Annotated in this window: 17 protein-coding genes and 1 tRNA gene; 10 read left to right on the top strand and 8 right to left on the bottom strand. The window is 61.8% G+C overall.

The genetic code is table 11. The features are described from left to right. The first annotated feature begins 5 nt into the window (after window positions 1-5). The 3 genes from BS629_RS31055 (at window position 6) to hflX (ending at window position 2,627) form a co-directional block, all read left to right on the top strand. A complete protein-coding gene (locus BS629_RS31055) occupies window positions 6-869 on the top strand; it encodes a D-amino-acid transaminase (RefSeq protein WP_018241922.1) in 864 nt (287 codons plus the stop codon). A gap of 112 nt (window positions 870-981) precedes the next feature. Further along, entirely contained in the window at window positions 982-1,224 is a 243-nt protein-coding gene (gene hfq, locus BS629_RS31050; protein ID WP_003539403.1) for an RNA chaperone Hfq, read from the top strand. Between the two features lie 77 nt (window positions 1,225-1,301). After that, complete coding sequence (hflX, locus tag BS629_RS31045; protein WP_018241923.1) at window positions 1,302-2,627, top strand: GTPase HflX; 1,326 nt, start codon at window positions 1,302-1,304, stop codon at window positions 2,625-2,627. Window positions 2,628-2,810: 183 nt separating this feature from the next. Here the strand turns inward: hflX and mazG are convergent, their stop codons facing one another. Together mazG and BS629_RS31035 are read right to left on the bottom strand one after the other, a co-directional pair. Then, complete coding sequence (gene mazG, locus BS629_RS31040) at window positions 2,811-3,656, bottom strand: nucleoside triphosphate pyrophosphohydrolase (protein ID WP_018241924.1); 846 nt, start codon at window positions 3,654-3,656, stop codon at window positions 2,811-2,813. A 20-nt stretch (window positions 3,657-3,676) separates the two neighbouring features. Further along, window positions 3,677-4,264 (bottom strand): deaminase, encoded by a 588-nt coding sequence (locus BS629_RS31035; protein ID WP_018241925.1) that lies wholly within the window; start codon window positions 4,262-4,264, stop codon window positions 3,677-3,679. Between the two features lie 267 nt (window positions 4,265-4,531). Here BS629_RS31035 and cysG point away from each other — a divergent pair, with 267 nt between their 5' ends. The 5 genes from cysG (at window position 4,532) to BS629_RS31010 (ending at window position 9,788) form a co-directional block, all read left to right on the top strand. Further along, window positions 4,532-5,968 (top strand): siroheme synthase CysG, encoded by a 1,437-nt coding sequence (gene cysG / locus BS629_RS31030; protein ID WP_026188386.1) that lies wholly within the window; start codon window positions 4,532-4,534, stop codon window positions 5,966-5,968. 2 nt (window positions 5,969-5,970) lie between these two features. Continuing rightward, window positions 5,971-6,285 (top strand): DUF2849 domain-containing protein, encoded by a 315-nt coding sequence (locus tag BS629_RS31025; RefSeq protein ID WP_011651871.1) that lies wholly within the window; start codon window positions 5,971-5,973, stop codon window positions 6,283-6,285. A gap of 8 nt (window positions 6,286-6,293) precedes the next feature. Continuing rightward, the gene (locus tag BS629_RS31020; protein WP_018241927.1) at window positions 6,294-7,964 is read left to right on the top strand and encodes a nitrite/sulfite reductase; all 1,671 of its coding nucleotides are present in this window, start codon (window positions 6,294-6,296) and stop codon (window positions 7,962-7,964) included. 10 nt (window positions 7,965-7,974) lie between these two features. Continuing rightward, window positions 7,975-8,487: a DUF934 domain-containing protein gene (locus BS629_RS31015; protein WP_018241928.1), complete on the top strand. Its 513-nt coding sequence runs from the start codon at window positions 7,975-7,977 to the stop codon at window positions 8,485-8,487. Window positions 8,488-8,576: 89 nt separating this feature from the next. Next, on the top strand, window positions 8,577-9,788 hold the full coding sequence (locus tag BS629_RS31010) for a UbiH/UbiF family hydroxylase (protein WP_018241929.1): 1,212 nt from the start codon (window positions 8,577-8,579) through the stop codon (window positions 9,786-9,788). Here the strand turns inward: BS629_RS31010 and BS629_RS31005 are convergent. The 3 genes from BS629_RS31005 to BS629_RS30995 all read right to left on the bottom strand — a co-directional run bounded on the left by BS629_RS31005 (window position 9,756) and on the right by BS629_RS30995 (window position 12,804). After that, window positions 9,756-10,718, bottom strand: coding sequence for an AEC family transporter (locus BS629_RS31005; RefSeq protein ID WP_018241930.1), 963 nt, complete (start codon window positions 10,716-10,718; stop codon window positions 9,756-9,758). The two genes, BS629_RS31010 and BS629_RS31005, sit on opposite strands and share 33 nt — an antisense overlap. Before the next feature lie 158 nt (window positions 10,719-10,876). Further along, window positions 10,877-11,812 carry an MBL fold metallo-hydrolase gene (locus BS629_RS31000; RefSeq protein ID WP_018241931.1) on the bottom strand — a complete coding sequence of 312 codons (936 nt, stop codon included), beginning with the start codon at window positions 11,810-11,812 and terminating at the stop codon, window positions 10,877-10,879. Window positions 11,813-12,054: 242 nt separating this feature from the next. Then, window positions 12,055-12,804 (bottom strand): cytochrome c biogenesis CcdA family protein, encoded by a 750-nt coding sequence (locus BS629_RS30995; RefSeq protein WP_018241932.1) that lies wholly within the window; start codon window positions 12,802-12,804, stop codon window positions 12,055-12,057. A gap of 210 nt (window positions 12,805-13,014) precedes the next feature. Here BS629_RS30995 and BS629_RS30990 point away from each other — a divergent pair. Beyond that, window positions 13,015-13,090, top strand: a tRNA-Lys gene (locus BS629_RS30990). Between the two features lie 30 nt (window positions 13,091-13,120). Here BS629_RS30990 and BS629_RS30985 read toward each other — a convergent pair. Both BS629_RS30985 and BS629_RS30980 read right to left on the bottom strand, forming a co-directional pair. Beyond that, entirely contained in the window at window positions 13,121-13,321 is a 201-nt protein-coding gene (locus BS629_RS30985) for a hypothetical protein (RefSeq protein ID WP_018241933.1), read from the bottom strand. 125 nt (window positions 13,322-13,446) lie between these two features. Continuing rightward, complete coding sequence (locus BS629_RS30980) at window positions 13,447-13,641, bottom strand: hypothetical protein (protein ID WP_018241934.1); 195 nt, start codon at window positions 13,639-13,641, stop codon at window positions 13,447-13,449. 255 nt (window positions 13,642-13,896) lie between these two features. Between BS629_RS30980 and BS629_RS30975 the strand changes: the two genes are divergently transcribed. Then, the gene (locus tag BS629_RS30975; RefSeq protein ID WP_018241935.1) at window positions 13,897-14,100 is read left to right on the top strand and encodes a CsbD family protein; all 204 of its coding nucleotides are present in this window, start codon (window positions 13,897-13,899) and stop codon (window positions 14,098-14,100) included. Between the two features lie 71 nt (window positions 14,101-14,171). Here the strand turns inward: BS629_RS30975 and BS629_RS30970 are convergent, their stop codons facing one another. Next, window positions 14,172-14,399 carry a hypothetical protein gene (locus BS629_RS30970; protein ID WP_018241936.1) on the bottom strand — a complete coding sequence of 76 codons (228 nt, stop codon included), beginning with the start codon at window positions 14,397-14,399 and terminating at the stop codon, window positions 14,172-14,174. Window positions 14,400-14,691 lie beyond the last annotated feature (292 nt).

Raw genomic sequence — 14,691 nt, 5'->3', positions numbered from 1 at the left:
TTCCCATGCCGAGAATTGCCTATGTGAATGGCCGTTACGTCAAGCATTCCGATGCCAGCGTGCATATCGAGGATCGCGGCTACCAGTTTGCCGATGGCGTCTACGAGGTCTGCGAAGTGCGCCACGGCTATATCGTCGATCTCACGCGCCATCTGAACCGTCTCGACCGTTCGCTCGGTGAATTGCGCATCGCCTGGCCGATGAGCCGGGCGGCGCTGACGCAGGTCATTCGCGAGACGCTGCGCCGCAACCATGTCCGCAACGGGCTTTTCTACATGCAGGTGACGCGCGGCGTCGCCCGCCGCGATCATGTCTTCCCGGCCGAGGGAACGCCGCCCTCGCTCGTGATCACCGCCAAAAGCACCGATGCCAAGATCATCGCCGCCAAGAACGCCAACGGCATCAAGGCGATCACCCTTGTCGACAATCGCTGGGACCGCGTCGACATCAAGTCCGTCGGCTTGCTGCCGAATGCCATGGCCCGCCAGCAAGCCAAGGAGGCCGGCGCCCAGGAAGCGATCTATGTCGACGGCGACGGCATGGTGAAGGAAGGGGCGGCGACCAATGTCTGGATCGTCGATCCGGACGGAACGCTGGTGACGCGCCCGGCCGAACACGGCATTCTGCGCGGCATTACCCGCACCACTCTGATGGATGTCGCAGCCAAGTTGGGGTTGCAGATCGCCGAGCGGAGCTTCTCCGTTTCGGAGATGCTCGCAGCCCGCGAAGTCTTCCTCACTGCAGCCACAAGCATTTGTTTTCCGGTCGTTTCCGTCGATGGCCAGGCCATTGCCAACGGCCATCCGGGCAGCGTTTCGCAGAAAGTTCGCGAAGCCTTTTTCGACGTTGCGGAAAAGATTGCGATTTGATACCAAGATTTGCTGGACAGGTGGAATGAGGATGCCACCGGTCTTCGCATGGTGAGGTTGATTGATATTCTACCGGCCAGATCAGGTCGGCAATAAAGAAAGAAGCGGCGCGATGGCGGAACGTTCTCAGAATCTTCAGGACTTATTTCTCAATACTGTTCGCAAGCAAAAGATTTCCCTGACAATCTTTCTGATCAACGGCGTGAAACTCACGGGCGTTGTTACGTCTTTTGACAATTTCTGTGTTCTTCTTCGCCGTGACGGCCATTCGCAGCTCGTGTATAAGCATGCGATCTCTACGATCATGCCGGGCCAGCCCATGCAGATGTTCGAGAGCGAAGAAGCAGCGTCCTAACAGGATCAGCCGTCATTTCGACACGCGATACCAAGAACGATTCGATCATCCCTGAGGCCGCCAAGCACAGGGACGACATGCGCGCGACTGTCGTTGTGCCGGTTCTGAAATCGCGCAGTCGCGGCGGCCAGAGCGAATCGGCCTCGACCCGCACGCCGGAAAGCCGGCTCGAAGAGGCGACGGGCCTTGCCCAGGCGATCGACCTCGATGTCGTCAATGGCCAGATCGTCCCGGTCAATGATCCGAGGCCGGCCACATTGCTCGGCACCGGCAAGATCGAGGAGATCAAGGCGCTGCTCGACGAGCGCGATTCCGGTCTCGTCATCGTCGATCATCCGTTGACGCCGGTGCAGCAGCGCAACCTCGAAAAGGAATGGAACGCCAAGGTCATCGACCGGACGGGCCTCATCCTCGAAATCTTCGGCCGCCGCGCCTCCACCAAGGAAGGCACGCTGCAGGTCGATCTCGCCCATCTGAATTATCAGAAGGGCCGTCTGGTGCGAAGCTGGACCCACCTTGAACGCCAGCGCGGCGGCGGCGGCTTCATGGGCGGCCCCGGCGAAACCCAGATCGAAGCCGACCGACGGATGCTGCAGGACCGCATCATCAAGCTCGAACGCGAGCTGGAGCAGGTCGTGCGCACCCGCCAGCTCCACCGCGCCAAACGCCGCAAGGTGCCGCACCCGATCGTGGCGCTCGTCGGTTATACCAATGCCGGCAAGTCGACGCTGTTCAACCGCATCACCGGCGCCGGCGTGCTGGCCGAAGACATGCTCTTTGCCACGCTCGACCCGACGCTTCGGCGCATGAAACTGCCCCACGGCCGCACCGTCATCCTGTCCGACACCGTCGGCTTCATCTCCGACCTGCCGACCCATCTGGTCGCCGCCTTCCGGGCGACGCTGGAAGAGGTGCTGGAAGCCGATCTCATCCTGCATGTCCGTGACATGTCCGATGCCGACAATCAGGCGCAGAGCTCCGACGTGATGCGCATCCTGAACGATCTCGGCATCGACGAGGCCGAAGCCGAAAAGCGGCTGATCGAGGTCTGGAACAAGATCGACCGGCTGGAGCCCGAGGTGCACGATGCCATGGTGCAGAAATCGGCCGGCGCCAGCAACGTGGTGGCGGTTTCAGCCGTCAGCGGCGAGGGCGTCGACACGCTGATGGAAGAGATCAGCCGCAGACTGTCAGGCGTGATGACCGTGGCGACGATCCGCCTTCCGGTCGACAAGCTGGCGCTGCTGCCCTGGCTTTACGACCATGCGATCGTCGACGGCCGTGAGGATAATGAGGACGGCACGATCACGCTTGATCTGCGCCTCTCCGAAACCGAGGCAACCGAACTCGAGCGCCGCATCGGCAATGGCCCGAAGTCTTCAAAGGAAGATTGGGAGCGGTAAGGCGTTCCCTTCTCCCCATGGGGAGAAGGTGGCCCGAAGGGTCGGATGAGGGGGCCACGCGGCACGCCCTTCCTTGCCCTTCGCTTGCGCTCAGCGCATTCGCTCCTGTCGTCGCTCACCCCCTCATCTGCCTGCCGGCATCTTCTCCCCGCCGGGGAGAAGGGGGACGTGGCAACGTTCCGCTCACTCCGCCCCCGACGACACAGCCCGCTCGATCGCCTTCGCTGCCTGCCAGATTTCTTCCATCCGCTCCAGCGTCGCGTCTTCCAGAGTCTCGCCTTCTGCTTCAAGAACATGCTCGATGTGACTGAAGCGACGTCGGAATTTCGTATTCGTTCCGCGCACTGCCTGTTCCGGATCGGCCTTGACGTGGCGGCCGATATTGACGACCGCGAAGATCAGGTCGCCGAGCTCGTCGCTGACCTTTGCCTGATCGCCTTCGCGAAGGGCTGCCCGCAATTCACCGATCTCTTCTTCGATCTTGTCGAGGATCGGCTCGGGTGCTGACCAATCGAAGCCGACCTTGGCGGCGCGTTCCTGCAGCTTCAGGGCTTCCGTCAAGGCCGGGAAGCTGCGCTGCACCGAGCCGAGGAATCCGCTGTTGACGTCCTCGGTGATGCCGCGCCGTGAGCGCCGCTCGGCGCGCTCGCGTTTCTCCGCCTGCTTGATCTCGTCCCATTGTATCTTCACCGCGTCCGGCGTATCCGCCGCCGAGCGGGCAAAGACGTGCGGATGGCGGCGGATCATCTTGGCGGTGATGGCGTTGACCACGTCGCCGAAGGAAAATTCGCCGGCCTCCTCGGCCATGCGGGCGTGAAAGACCACCTGCAGCAACAGGTCGCCCAGTTCGTCGCAGAGATCGTCCATATCGCCGCGCTCGATCGCATCGGAGACCTCATAGGCCTCCTCGATCGTATAGGGCTTGATCGTCTCGAAACTCTGCACGATGTCCCAGGGGCAGCCGGTTTCGGGATGGCGCAGCGCCGCCATGATCTCGATCAGCCGCGAAATGTCTTTGGAAGGTTGCATGTTGCCTCGGTTCAGCGGGCTTAGTTCAATGGAATGTCGTTGGCGCTCTTCGACGACTGGTAGCTGATCGACAGCGCGTCGTAGCGCGCCTTGATGCGGGCGGTCTGTGTCTTCAGCGCGGTCTTCACCGGAGCCTCCTCGGTCTCGACGAGATCGGCGATGGCAAAGCTGTTCCAGAAGGCGTTTTGCCTGCGATAGCCGCCGGGTTCAAGCCCGAAGACCTCCTTGAGGATCTTCAGGTCGTGCGGAATGGCGAAGGCATCGCGGGAATCCTCATGGCTGAAAAAATAGTAGAAATTGTCGAAGCCGGCCCAGGTGATCGCCGACATGCACATGGTGCAGGGTTCGTGCGTCGACAGGAAGATCAGATCCTTGGTCGGCGGCTTGTCGCCAAGCTCGTAGAAGCGCTTCAGCGTATGCACCTCGCCGTGCCAGAGCGGGTTTTCCAGCTCGTTATTGGTCTCGGCGACGACAAGCGAAAGATCGGATTTCCGCAGGATCGCCGCACCGAACACCTTATTGCCAAGCGAAACGCCACGCTCCGTCAGCGGCAGGATATCGTCTTCCATCACCGAAAGCAGGCGGGAGGCAATGGTCTTATCAGGCATGAGGCCCTCCAGTTTTCCTCAGTCTATCGCCTTGGCGGCGCGAGTGAAATGCGTGAAGCACCGGTGGACGTCTTTTGTCACAGGCTTTATACTGCACTGCAGCAAGCGGGCTGGGAATATGCGGCTTTTTGGCAGCACGGGTGACTTTTCTCAAATCACTGACGGCACGAGCAAAAGAATACCTGCTTGCTTGGGCTTTCGAATTTCTGTTCCTTCAATCCCTTGTCGATCGAGGGCATATTCCGGCAACTTCGAAGTGGATTGATGATGCCTCCCAAGACTGAACAGCTTTCGGTATTTCCCGCCTTCTTTCGCGTGGAAGGCCAGAAGACGGCTGTCTTCGGCAATGGCGATGAAGCTTTCGCCAAGGTGCGGCTGCTGCTCAACACAAAGGCACGGATTGTCGCCTATGCCGACCGGCCGGAAGCCGATTACCACGCGTTCCTGATCGCCAACCGCATCGAGACCGTGCGCGCTGCCTTCTCCGCCGAACAGGTCGAGGGTTCGGCGCTCGTCTTCGCCGCAACTGGCAATGAAGCCGACGACCGCAGCATCGTCGACGCTGCGCGCGCCGCCAGAATTCCGGCCAATGCCGTCGATCAGCCCGATTACTGCGATTTCTTCACGCCGGCGCTGGTCAACCGTGCGCCCGTCGCCGTTGCGATCGGCACCGAAGGGGCAGGGCCGGTTCTGGCGCAGATGATCCGCGCGCAGATCGACCAGCTTCTTTCGCCCTCGCTCGGCCGGCTTGCCGGGCTGGCAACGAGCTACCGCAAGGCCGTCGACCAACTGATTCCGAGAGGCGTCTCCCGCCGGGTCTTCTGGCGCCGTTTCTTTTCCGGCGCCGTCGCCGATGCGGTCGCCAATGGCAACCTGCCGCAGGCCCGCCATGCCGCCGACCGGCTGCTGCACGCGATGGACAAGGTCGCCGGCCACGTCTGGCTGGTCGGCGCCGGTCCGGGTGCCGAGGATCTGCTGACGTTGCGCGCCCAGCGCGTGATGATGGAAGCTGACGTCATCGTCTATGACGCCCTCGTGCCGCAGGCGATCGTCGATATGGGCCGCCGTGATGCCGAGCGGCTTTCCGTCGGCAAGCGCAAGGGCTGCCATTCGAAGTCCCAGGAAGAAATCAACGACCTGCTGGTCGATCTCGGCCGTCAGGGCAAGCGCGTCGTCCGTCTGAAATCCGGTGATCCTCTGGTCTACGGCCGGGCAGGGGAAGAGATGGCGGCACTGCGCGCTGCCGGCATCACCTATGAGGTCGTGCCTGGCATCACCTCGGCTTTCGCAGCCGCTGCCGATTTCGAGCTGCCGCTGACGCTGCGCGGCGTCGCCTCCTCGCTGGTCTTCACCACCGGCCACGATCTCACAGGCGACGTGCTGCCCGATTGGGCAAGCCTTGCCGTTTCCGGCGCGACGATCGCCGTCTATATGGGCCGCACGGTTGCCGCCTCCGTCGCCGAGCGGCTGATGCAAGCGGGCATTCCGTCTGAGACCACCGTCGCCGTCATCGAAAATGCCAGCCGTGCCGATCGCCGCCTGCTGCATGGCACGCTCGCCGATCTGCCCGATCTGCAGCGCCGCGACGAATTGACCGGGCCTGTCATGGTCATCATCGGCGATGCGGTCGCCGGCGCCAATTTCGAACTGTCCGAGCCCCTGGTGCGCGCAAACGCCCGGCTCGAGGAACTTGCAAGGAGCTGAATATGGGTGACAAGGTTCTGACCGCCAACCGGCTGACGGACGGCATTGCCGTCTGGCTGGATGCGAACGGCAAGTGGTCCACCTCGCTGCAGGAGGCGCTCGTTGCCCGTCATGCCGAGGCCGTTGCGGCGCTGGAGGCGATCGGCAAAAAATCCTATGCCGACAACGAGGTCGTTGACGTCGCCGTCGTCGACGTTCAGGAAACCAACGGCATTCTCTGGCCGCTTCGCTTGCGCGAACGCATCCGCGCGCAAGGCCCGACCATGGAATATGCCCCGGGCTACGCTCCTGCCGATCCCGAATTCATTGCAGTCTGAGGAAGACGATGTACCGTTACGACGAATTTGACCATGCCTTTGTTACCGAGCGCGTCGAGCAGTTTCGCGATCAGGTCCAGCGCCGCCTCTCCGGCGAGCTCGCCGAGGACGCGTTCAAGCCGCTGCGCCTGATGAACGGCGTCTACCTGCAGCTCCACGCCTACATGCTGCGCATCGCCATTCCCTATGGCACGCTGAGCTCTCGCCAACTGCGCATGCTCGCCCATATCGCCCGCACCTATGACCGCGGCTATGGCCACTTCACCACGCGCCAGAACCTGCAGTTCAACTGGCCGAAGCTGTCCGATATTCCAGATGCGCTCGCCGACCTTGCCAGCGTCGAGATGCATGCGCTGCAGACCTCGGGCAACTGCATCAGAAACGTCACGGCCGATCACTTCGCCGGTGCCGCCGCCGATGAGATCGCCGATCCGCGTCCTTACGCCGAAATCCTGCGCCAGTGGTCGTCGGTCCACCCGGAATTCTCCTTCCTGCCGCGCAAGTTCAAGATCGCCGTCACCGGCGCCGAGAGTGACCGCGCCGCAATCCAGGTCCATGATATCGGCCTGCACGTGAAGAAGAACGACAAGGGCGAGATCGGCTTTGCCGTCTATGTCGGCGGCGGCCAGGGCCGTACGCCGATGATCGCCAAGCTGATCCGCGACTTCCTGCCCGAGGAAGACCTGCTCTCTTACACCACGGCAATCGTGCGTGTGTACAATCTGCACGGCCGCCGCGACAACAAATACAAGGCCCGCATCAAGATCCTCGTGCACGAAACCGGCACCGAGGAGCTGACGCGCCAGGTGGAAGCCGAATTCGCCGCGCTGAAGGATACCGAGCTCAAGCTGCCGGAAAAGGACGTCCAGTCGATATCAGCCTATTTCGCGCCACCTGATCTGCCCGAGCGCGCCGAAGGCTGGGAAAACCTTGCTCGCTGGAAGAAGGCCGATTCCGGTTTCTCCCGCTGGGTCCAGCAGAACGTGCAGCCGCACAAGAACCCCGATTACGGCATGGTGACGATCTCGCTGAAGCCGATCGGCGGCATTCCGGGCGATGCCTCGGATGCGCAGATGGATGCGATCGCCGATCTGGCCGAGGAATATGCCTTCGACGAAATCCGCGTCAGCCATGAGCAGAACCTGATCCTGCCGCATGTGGCGCTTGCCGATCTCGAAGCCGTCTATCGCGGTCTCGTCGCCATCAATCTGGCGGAAGCCAATGCCGGCCTGATCACCGATATCATTGCCTGTCCGGGGCTGGACTACTGCGCGCTTGCCAATGCGCGCTCCATCCCGCTGGCGCAGGAAATCTCCCGCCGCTTCGGCGATGCCGAACGCCAGGCAGAAATCGGTGAGCTGAAGATCAAGATTTCCGGCTGCATCAATGCCTGCGGCCATCACCATGTCGGCCATATCGGCCTGCTCGGTGTAGAGAAGAAGGGCGCCGAACTCTATCAGATCACCCTCGGCGGCTCCGGCGACGAACATACCTCGATCGGCGAGATCATCGGCCGCGGCTTCGAGCCGGACCGGGTGACGGACGCGATCGAGACGATCGTCGACACCTATCTCGGCCTGCGCCTCGATCATTCCGAGAACTTCCTCGCCGCCTATCGCCGTGTCGGACCGCAGCCGTTCAAGACTGCACTCTACGGCTCGGCCGCCGAAGCGGCATAAGGAGGGGATGATGACGAAGATCTGGAGAGAAACCGGTTTTGTCGAAAACGATCCCTGGGTGATCGAAACCGACGAGGTGAAGGCAACCGAGGAGCAGAAGCCGCTGCTTGGTCTCGACGAACTGATCGCCAAGGCCGATGAAAGCAACGATGTCGGCCTCGGCGTGCTGATCAAGCCGGCCGACGACGTGCGCCGGCTGGAGCCCTATCTCTATCGCCTTGAAATCGTTGCCGTCGCCTTTCCGGCTTTCAACGACGGCCGCGCCTTCAGCCATGCCTCGCTGCTGCGTCAGCGCCTCGGCTACACCAACGAGCTGCGCGCCGTCGGCGACGTGCTGATCGATCAGGTGCCGCTGATGCTGCGCGTCGGCATCGACAGCTTTTCCGTCACCAACGCCACGGCGCTGAAGCGGCTGGGCGAAAACCGTCTTCCCGCCATCCCCCATCATTATCAGCCGGCGGTGCGTGACGCCGAAGCCGGCAAGGGCTATAGTTGGCGCCGTCAGGCGAAGCCGGCCGCATAAGCGACCGGTCCGCCGTTGCAGTGCATGTCGCGCAAAAGTGTGCAGCGGTTTTGCGATAACGACATGCTTTAGAATGGCGGAATGATAGCATGAAGACATTCGAAGTGGCGGTGATCGGTGGCGGTCTCGCCGGCATGATCGCCGCAATCGCGCTGGCGCGCGGCGGTCGCAGCGTGGCGCTGGTGGCACCCGTTTCCCCGAAAGAGGACCGGCGCACCACGGCGCTGATGGATCAGTCGATCCGTTTCCTCGATCGCCTGGCGCTCTGGGAAAAGCTCCGCCCCGCAGCCGCTCCTCTCACCAGCATGCGCATCGTCGACGGTACCGATCGGCTGCTGCGCGCGCCGACGACCACCTTCCGCGCGGCCGAGGTCGGTCTCGATGCCTTCGGCTACAATTTCCCGAACAAGGCGCTGACCGGCATTTTGGAAGAAGCTGCGGCCGGCGAGGGCAATATCACCCGTTTCACCGATATGGCCGAATCGATTGAAATATCAGCCGTTTCAGTCTCGATCACGCTGACCGGCGGCGAGACGCTGTCGGCCGATTTTGCCGTCGGCGCCGATGGCCGCGGCTCGAAGCTGCGCGAGACCTCAGGCATCACCGTTCGCAACTGGTCCTATCCGCAATCTGCCATGGTGCTGAATTTCGCCCATTCGCTGCCGCACAAGAATATCTCGACCGAATTCCACACCAAACACGGCCCCTTCACCCAGGTGCCGCTGCCGGGAAGCCGCTCCAGCCTCGTCTGGGTGCAGGATCCCGCGGAAGCCGCGAGCCGCATGGAATTGCCGCTTGCCGAACTCGGCGCCCTCGTCGAGGCGCGCATGCAATCCATGCTGGGGAAGGTTGATGTCGAGGAGGGCGTCCAGGTCTGGCCGCTCTCCGGCATGATGGCGCATCGTTTCGGCAAGGGACGCATCGCGCTGATCGGCGAGGCCGCCCATGTCTTCCCGCCGATCGGGGCACAGGGGCTGAACCTCAGCCTGCGCGATATCATGGCGCTTGCCGAGATCCTCTGCGACCGGGCGGAATTGCCGGTGCCGGCCGATGCCGGTGAAAGCTTCGACCGCAGGCGCCGCGCCGACATCATGACGCGCACGGCCAGTGTCGATCTTCTCAACCGCTCGCTGCTTTCGGATTTCCTGCCCGTCCAGATGCTCCGCGCCGCCGGCCTGCATATCCTCTCGGCCATACCGCCGCTGCGCAACATCGTCATGCGCGAGGGCATCGAGCCGGGCCGCGGCTTCCGCGATATTCCGGATGCGCTAAGGGAAAAGCTGAAGCGGAAGAAGGCCTGATCGGATCACGATCAGCCAGAGCGAAACGCTCACCACCGATAGCACCGTCGTGATCAGGATCGTTGCCGAGGCGCGCTCCTGCCAGACGCCATATTGCTGGCCGATGACGAAGACGTTGGTCGCCGTCGGCAGGCAGGCAAGCAGCACGGCGGCCTGGATCCAGACCGGCTCGAAACCACCAACCGCGGTGAGCGCAATGAAAACCGCGATCGGATGCAGGATCAGCTTCGCCGGCACGATATAGGAGATCTCGGCCGGGGTTCGTTTCAGCGGCCGGAGCGCCAGCGTCACGCCCATGGCAAAGAGCGCGCAGGGCGCCGCCGCCTGGGCGAGATAATCGACGAGGCGCTGAAACGCCGGCGGCTGGTCGATATCAAAGGCGGCCACCGCAAAGCCCAGCGCCGTCGACAGGATGAAGGGATGCAGCGCAACCTTCCGGACGATATCAGCGACAAGCTGGCCTGTTGAACGCTTGTCGTCGCCGGCTGCCGCCATCAGCGCCGGCGCGACGATGAAATGCAGCGCGTTTTCGAAGCAGATGATCAGCGCCACCGGCACGGCTGCGCCTTCGCCGAGCGCCAACAGCGCCAGGCCCGGCCCCATATAGCCGATATTGCCATAGGCGCCGGCAAAGGACTGGATGGTGCAATCGGCAAGCGAATTGCCGCGCACGACACGGCCGATGACGAAAAGCAGGATGAAGACCGCATAGGTCGCCGCGATATCGGTGACAATGAAATCGACGCGCGTCAGCTCTTCGATCGGCGTGCGCGAGACGAGCTTGAAGAACAGAGCGGGAAGGGCGGCATAGATGATGAAGGTGTTCAGCCAGCCGAGCGCTTCGGCCGGCTGCTTGGTCGCCTTGGCGGCGATGTAACCGATCAGGATCAGGCCAAAGAACGGCAAAAGCAGGCTGACAATATCGGCCAAGAGGTCTTCCAGTGCGCGGGGATGGTCGGCGGGTCAGGATCTGACTTATGCAATTCCAGCGAAACTGTGTAGCGGTTTTGCGTCCGGAATTGCGTAAAAACAAATCGGTAGAGCGTGGACTCATTGAGTACACGCTCTACCGCCAACCGAACACGCGATCAGTAATCCCAGAAGGCCGCTACCCAGCGAAAGGCGTCGCCGTCGGCCGCCACCCGGCCGACAGACGGGAACGGCAGGTGAGTGGCCACCAGCTGCTCGCCGGTCTCCGCCAGTTCCCGCAGAAGACGGACCCGGACGCGCGCCGCCTCCTCGGGGTCGTGTTCGAAGCCGTTGTACCAGTCCGGGTGTTCGAACCCGACCGCGAACACGGCGTCGCCGGCAAACATCAGCCTGTCGCCGCCGGACGCCACGCGGATCACGCTGTGCCCGGGGGTGTGGCCGCCGGTGCGATGGACGACCACGCCCGGCGCCACCTCGTACTCGTCATCGAACAGCCGGAAATAGCTGCGATATTCCTTCGCGAACCGCTTGGCGGTCGCCCGAAGCGCGTCCGGGAACCCCGGCGGCATGGAGACCCGGGAGAAATCGGGCGCCTCCCAGAACTTGACCTCGGCGGCCGCCACATGGATCCGCAGGTCCGGACGGAGCTGGTCCTTCACCCCGTCGACGAGCAGCCCGCCAATATGGTCCATGTGCATGTGGGTCAGCACCACGTCGGTCACCGACGCCAGATCGATGCCGGCGGCTTCCAATCGCTTGATCAACTGCCCGGCCCGCGGCAGGTGCAAGTCAGGGTCGATCCCCAGCCCGGCATCGAGGAGTATGGTCTGGTCGCCGCTGCGCACCACGACCACGTTCAGCGCCCAGTCGAAAGCATCCGTTGGCAGGAACATGTCTTTCAGCCAGGTCGCTCGGACCGACGGATCGATGTTGTGGCCCAGCATCGCGGTAGGGAGCGGTAACACTCCATCGCTGACCACCAGCACCTCAATCTCGCCGACCCGCACCGCGTAGCGCGACGGAACCAGTTCGTCGAGCCGAGGTCTGCCGGTGTGTGCGGTGTTTTCCCGGCTCGTCTTTGTCTCAAGGTTCATGTTCGTCTCCTTCTGACCGCCGCCTTCAACACGGCATCGACGACGCTACATCGAGGCGTATTTGCGATCGATTGGGTCGAGGGATAAGGGCGGGTGGGGCCGAGGGACAGGGCAAGCCATACCAGGGCATAGGTGCAGGCCTGGCTTTTTACTGCCGGCGGCGTGCTGATGAGCGCGGAGTCGATCAGATCAGCGAACGCGGCAAGCCTGCTGCATAGCCTGGAAAATCGGCAACCCGTGGCCTAGCCGATCTGCATCAGGATCGGAAAGGTCTGCTGGAACCAGATCGCCACATTGCTGACCCAACCGAACAGGAAGGCGAGGCCGGTGAGCACGAGGAAGAGACCCATCACCTTTTCCACCGTGCCGAGATGGCGGCGGAAGCGCGACAGGAACCGCATAAAGGCGCCGGAAAAGCCGGCGGCGATCCAGAACGGGATGGCAAGGCCGAGCGAATAGATGGCGAGCAGCCCGGCGCCGGAGCCGACCGTCTCGCGCGAGGCGGCAACGCCGAGGATCGCGCCGAGCACCGGGCCGATGCAGGGCGTCCAGCCGAAGGCGAAGGCAAGGCCCATGATATAGGCGCCCGTCAGCGTCGCCGGCTTGCCGCTGCCCTGGAAGCGCGCCTCGCGGGCAAGCACCCCGATTCGAAAGAGGCCGAGAAAGTTCAGCCCCATGACGATGATGATCAGCCCGCCGATCTTCGACAGGAGGTCGAGATGCTGGCGAAGCGCCATGCCGATGCTGGAAGCACCGGCGCCGAGCGCCACGAAGACAGTGGCAAAGCCGAGCGTGAAGAAGAGGGCAGAGAAGAACACGCCGCGTCTGACGTCAGGCGCCACCACAACCGCACCGCCGCCGCGGAACTGCTCGACTGAAATGCCGGCCATATAGCAGAGATAGGGCGGGACGAGGGGAAGCACGCAGGGCGACAGAAAGGAAAGCGCTCCGGCAATCAGCGCGCTCCACAGGGAAATATCGGCAATCGACACGCATTCTCTCCGGCTGCAATCTGCGTGATGTTCCTAGCTTTGCAGGCCCGGGATTGCCAATCACCTTTTTGCGCGCGCAAGACATTTGCCTTCGCGCCCGCAAGAAATGTGCCGACCGCCGGAAAAAGGCAAATTTTTCGGTTGACCGCAATGGGTCGCCTGCCTATGTTCCGCCCACTTCCAGCCGGGGTGGTCACACCCGCGGAGAGGGAGAGCGTAGCTCAGCCGGTAGAGCAACTGACTTTTAATCAGTAGGTCTCGGGTTCGAACCCCGACGCTCTCACCATTTCTAGTCTTCAAGACACCTGCCGCGATCTTAGATCAACAGTCGCAGTAATGCGCCCTCATCCTTCACTCCATGCTGGTACGAATGGATCACCCGCTGAGCCAGATCTTCGCGCTCGGTGTCTGTTGTGATTTGTCGCACCGAGATGACGTGGTCAAATACTCTCTGGCAGAGGGCGACTTCTTCGTCGCCCAATACGGTTTGTGCGTCGGCTATCTGGGATCGGATCATGATCGCCCTCGCTTCCTCGGATCGATAGGAGGATGGAACATCTGCTTTTTAAGCGCATGAAGGGAGACACAAGGTCGTGAGGTCTCACCCCCATGGTCGGGACAGGTCTTTGTCCCGCCTGGCAACTAATTCTCGTTCGGCCCGCTCCACACATAGGCAGAAGCCGGCTTTCTCTGGGCATTCCAGATCACTTCGTACCCTATCTTTTCAAGCGAGAGTAAAGTGCCAAGCCTTTCGTCATCGGACAGGCTTCGCAGAGAAACGTTAAGTGCGTCCAGGCCCCCTAAATTGTAGAGGTTCACGAATACATCGAGTGCCATTGTTCTTCTCCCCGTGGAACAGTATAACACAAGAACAGGGGAATATTTGCTTCATACATAAATAAATATTTTATACATCTATTCGTTCTTCACGAATTATTTATGCTTTTCTTCATTCGGGTGTGGATATTTGGCATGGGCAGCGCTTGGCGTCTTTGCCGCAGGAATTGAGCTTCGCGGAAATCCGCTGAGACACAGGAACCAACTTCCACTGCGGTCCGTTTTCTTCTCATCAACACAGAGGAGAAATCGACCATGGATTGGAATCGGATCGAAGGAAACTGGAAGCAGGCGAAGGGCAAGATCAAGGAGCAGTGGGGCAAACTCACCGACGATGATCTTGACCAGATCGCCGGCAAGCGCGACCAGCTGGAAGGCAAGATCCAGGAGCGTTATGGCATCGAAAAGGACCGTATCAGACGCGACATCGATGACTGGACCGGTCGCCAGACTTGGTAGTGCCTGAACAAAAACCCGGTGAAAGCCGGGTTTTTGCCGAAGGAGCTGAGGCGGCCAAGACCTGTCGGATGTCAGGAGTATCCACCAAAAGCCAAGAGAAGTGCACCGATCGCGATAAGGGCCAGCGCCGGCCAGTTTTTAGTTATTCCGAGGAACCTGAGGCCTTGGCGCCGTGGCTCCAGCGTGGTGCCGCCTTGCGGCATTTGATGCGGATCACTCGGTCTTCGACCAAGCGCCGAGGTAAAGAGAAAAAGAAGTCCGCCGATGATGAGAGCGGCTCCGGTCAGGATTGCCCACATGGTGACCTCCATAGCAACCGGGGTGTGGGGTAAACCAGATCGGGACCGGATCGTTCCGTGAATGGCTGCTCCCTTGAACAACCTCCGAGTCGGAACCAAAAGCGCTCGCATTGAATTGACCGCTGAGCAATCTTGGAGATCCTGATGGACAAGACACCTAAGACGGCTATCCGCGGAATGATGCTGTACGTCCTCGCTCTTCTCGTCTTGGGGGTGCTAGCGGGGGCCGCCTACACAATCTATGGCCGTCCCGCCGATCCGTCTGAGCGACCAGCGGCTGAGACGATTCCGC

Source organism: Rhizobium leguminosarum bv. viciae USDA 2370 (assembly GCF_002008365.1).
GTDB classification, from domain to species: Bacteria; Pseudomonadota; Alphaproteobacteria; order Rhizobiales; family Rhizobiaceae; genus Rhizobium; species Rhizobium leguminosarum.
The sequence above is the reverse complement of the archived record's forward strand: the minus strand, read 5'-3'. Positions and strand labels throughout refer to the sequence as shown.

Bases quoted from the DNA above. Each gene is read 5' to 3' on its own strand.
- BS629_RS31055 (WP_018241922.1), top strand. From the start codon at position 6: ATGCCGAGAATTGCCTATGTGAATGGCCGTTACGTCAAGCATTCCGAT.
- hfq (WP_003539403.1), top strand. From the start codon at position 982: ATGGCGGAACGTTCTCAGAATCTTCAGGACTTATTTCTCAATACTGTT.
- hflX (WP_018241923.1), top strand. From the start codon at position 1,302: ATGCGCGCGACTGTCGTTGTGCCGGTTCTGAAATCGCGCAGTCGCGGC.
- mazG (WP_018241924.1), bottom strand. From the start codon at position 3,656: ATGCAACCTTCCAAAGACATTTCGCGGCTGATCGAGATCATGGCGGCG.
- BS629_RS31035 (WP_018241925.1), bottom strand. From the start codon at position 4,264: ATGCCTGATAAGACCATTGCCTCCCGCCTGCTTTCGGTGATGGAAGAC.
- cysG (WP_026188386.1), top strand. From the start codon at position 4,532: ATGCCTCCCAAGACTGAACAGCTTTCGGTATTTCCCGCCTTCTTTCGC.
- BS629_RS31025 (WP_011651871.1), top strand. From the start codon at position 5,971: ATGGGTGACAAGGTTCTGACCGCCAACCGGCTGACGGACGGCATTGCC.
- BS629_RS31020 (WP_018241927.1), top strand. From the start codon at position 6,294: ATGTACCGTTACGACGAATTTGACCATGCCTTTGTTACCGAGCGCGTC.
- BS629_RS31015 (WP_018241928.1), top strand. From the start codon at position 7,975: ATGACGAAGATCTGGAGAGAAACCGGTTTTGTCGAAAACGATCCCTGG.
- BS629_RS31010 (WP_018241929.1), top strand. From the start codon at position 8,577: ATGAAGACATTCGAAGTGGCGGTGATCGGTGGCGGTCTCGCCGGCATG.
- BS629_RS31000 (WP_018241931.1), bottom strand. From the start codon at position 11,812: ATGAACCTTGAGACAAAGACGAGCCGGGAAAACACCGCACACACCGGC.
- BS629_RS30985 (WP_018241933.1), bottom strand. From the start codon at position 13,321: ATGATCCGATCCCAGATAGCCGACGCACAAACCGTATTGGGCGACGAA.
- BS629_RS30980 (WP_018241934.1), bottom strand. From the start codon at position 13,641: ATGGCACTCGATGTATTCGTGAACCTCTACAATTTAGGGGGCCTGGAC.
- BS629_RS30975 (WP_018241935.1), top strand. From the start codon at position 13,897: ATGGATTGGAATCGGATCGAAGGAAACTGGAAGCAGGCGAAGGGCAAG.
- BS629_RS30970 (WP_018241936.1), bottom strand. From the start codon at position 14,399: ATGTGGGCAATCCTGACCGGAGCCGCTCTCATCATCGGCGGACTTCTT.